Below are 2500 nucleotides of genomic sequence, written 5' to 3'. Positions count from 1 at the left end.
GTGGGCAGTTTGACTGGGGCGGTCGCCTCCTAAAGTGTAACGGAGGCGCCCAAAGGTTCCCTCAGAATGGTTGGAAATCATTCGTAGAGTGCAAAGGCATAAGGGAGCTTGACTGCGAGACCTACAAGTCGAGCAGGGACGAAAGTCGGGCTTAGTGATCCGGTGGTTCCGCATGGAAGGGCCATCGCTCAACGGATAAAAGCTACCCCGGGGATAACAGGCTTATCTCCCCCAAGAGTCCACATCGACGGGGAGGTTTGGCACCTCGATGTCGGCTCATCGCATCCTGGGGCTGTAGTCGGTCCCAAGGGTTGGGCTGTTCGCCCATTAAAGCGGTACGCGAGCTGGGTTCAGAACGTCGTGAGACAGTTCGGTCCCTATCCGTCGTGGGCGTAGGAAATTTGAGAGGAGCTGTCCTTAGTACGAGAGGACCGGGATGGACGCACCGCTTGTGTACCAGTTGTTCTGCCAAGGGCATAGCTGGGTAGCTATGTGCGGAAGGGATAAGTGCTGAAAGCATCTAAGCATGAAGCCCCCCTCAAGATGAGATTTCCCATAGCGTAAGCTAGTAAGATCCCTGAAAGATGATCAGGTTGATAGGTTCGAGGTGGAAGCATGGTGACATGTGGAGCTGACGAATACTAATAGATCGAGGACTTAACCATATAATATGTAGCAATGTTATCTAGTTTTGAAGGAATATGCCTTCATAGTTTGGTGATGATGGCAGAGAGGTCACACCCGTTCCCATACCGAACACGGAAGTTAAGCTCTCTAGCGCCGATGGTAGTTGGGACCTTGTCCCTGTGAGAGTAGGACGTCGCCAAGCAAAAACCTAAGTCGTTTCGACTTAGGTTTTTTTGTGTTTATTTATATATATCAAATGACATAATCCGTAAATTTAGTAATCTTAATGAGAGAAAAGGATGAAATGGAGACGTTTTAAAGTCAACTACCCCCAGTGAGACAAAGCCTTTCAGTGGGGGCTTGAGCTCGAGCGCTAGGTCTTTTCGTCTATCGCTAGACAGTTTGACGCTCTAGCATTTATGCTACCCCACGATTTGTCACGCAACTTACTAATCTATCTACACCTAAATCGCAATTCAAAGCGTTACTCGTAGTCGTGGATGGTTTCTTCATTTGAGAAACATGCATTTCATATGTATCATGCACCTCAAAGAACCGACTTTTTTGCTTCGGTACAATCTCAATGTAGAAGATTTTTTTATGTCTTAAATTTTTCGGCATACGTATTTTAATGGAACCCAATTTTTTTTGAATGCCACATTCATCGGAACCATCCAATACCCATTATTATCCACTTTAGGGACTTGATAGATTTCAATGATTCGTTTGTCAGTGGAACGAGAATAATTTGGAAACTTCGGACGCCCTGTGAACTGCTCAGGATTTTTCTTACATTGTTCCAACGCTTTAAAAAAGCTCTTCACTTCTGCATATAAGGCTCTGCGAATCGCTTGAATAGAATTTGATTGAACGCCCCAATCATTCGTATTGGCTTGCATGGCAGTATCTACTTCTTTTACAGTAGCCATCCTGTTATTGTTTAAGTAACTTTGTTTCATCGTGTACAAGCCAACATTTCGCAACGCTTTTGAGCTATGTGACATGCGCTGAAGTGAACCCCCGCTGATTAAAGTTTCAATTTATACAATATCTTTTCATTTTTAAAGGATTTCATTCATCAAAAAATCTATAATTAAGGTAATTAATATATATTATTGATGGGTGTGGGGGATTATGAAAGAAATATGCATGTTATTAGTGGCTGTTATATTATGGGGGACAGCCATTGCGCCAACAAAGTGGGCGTTAGAAGTTATTCAGCCATTTACTTTGTTATTTATTCGCCTTTTCTTCGCTGGTGGAATTTGTTTGCTATTTTCATTTAAACAATTAAAAAAATCGGTTGTACATAAACAAGTGCCGTGGAAAAGAATGAGTTTACTATCTTTTACTGGTGTAGCTGGTTACTTTATGTTCACATCCTACGGTATTTCTTTAACAAGTGGATTACATGTTAGTATTATTGATGCTGCTTTACCGTTAGTTACAATTCTTTTTTCAGCGATCTTTTTGAAAGAAAAAATTCAGCTTAATTATTGGATCGGTATTGTATTGGGAGCTGCTGGAGTACTTCTTATTACTATCCCATCTAGTAACGGTAATCAAGAAGTATCTTTAATAGGAGATACCCTTATTTTATTAAGCACTTTCTTATTTGCTTTCTATACAGTATTGTTGAAAAGACCAAAACAAGAACAGTATTTATCAAACAAGGTTTTTACAACATTAACTTTAATTATTGGAGCTGTTATTTTATTACCATTTGCAATGGTAGAAACTTTTTACTATGGTTTTCCAGAAATCGAAACATGGAAGACTGGATTTAGTGTAATGTATCTTGTTATAGGCGCCACAATTTTAGCGTATTGGTTTTGGAATAGAGCACTAGAGACAGTCTCGGCATCAGTAAGTG

General features: G+C 41.0%; 1 protein-coding gene, 2 rRNA genes and 1 pseudogene (2 of these 4 cut by a window edge). 3 read left to right on the top strand and 1 reads right to left on the bottom strand.

The genetic code is table 11. The annotated features are described in order from the left end of the window. Both QCI47_RS26495 and rrf read left to right on the top strand, forming a co-directional pair. Positions 1 to 665: ribosomal RNA gene (locus QCI47_RS26495) — 23S ribosomal RNA — on the top strand; it begins 2257 nt to the left of the window's first position. Between the two features lie 48 nt (positions 666 to 713). Continuing rightward, a 5S ribosomal RNA gene (gene rrf / locus QCI47_RS26490) occupies positions 714 to 829 on the top strand. Positions 830 to 1047: 218 nt separating this feature from the next. Here rrf and QCI47_RS26485 read toward each other — a convergent pair. Further along, positions 1048 to 1640, bottom strand: a pseudogene (locus QCI47_RS26485) (nuclease/transposase family protein); the annotation flags it as partial. A gap of 109 nt (positions 1641 to 1749) precedes the next feature. Here QCI47_RS26485 and QCI47_RS26480 point away from each other — a divergent pair. Further along, on the top strand, positions 1750 to 2500 hold the 5' portion of the coding sequence (locus QCI47_RS26480) for a DMT family transporter (RefSeq protein WP_001998796.1). It continues 182 nt past the right edge of the window; only the first 751 of its 933 coding nucleotides appear in the window; its start codon is at positions 1750 to 1752; its stop codon lies beyond the right edge, outside the window.

Origin of the sequence: Bacillus cereus group sp. RP29 (assembly GCF_040459765.1) — a bacterium.
Classification (GTDB): domain Bacteria; phylum Bacillota; class Bacilli; order Bacillales; family Bacillaceae_G; genus Bacillus_A; species Bacillus_A paranthracis.
The sequence above is the reverse complement of the archived record's forward strand: the minus strand, read 5'-3'. Positions and strand labels throughout refer to the sequence as shown.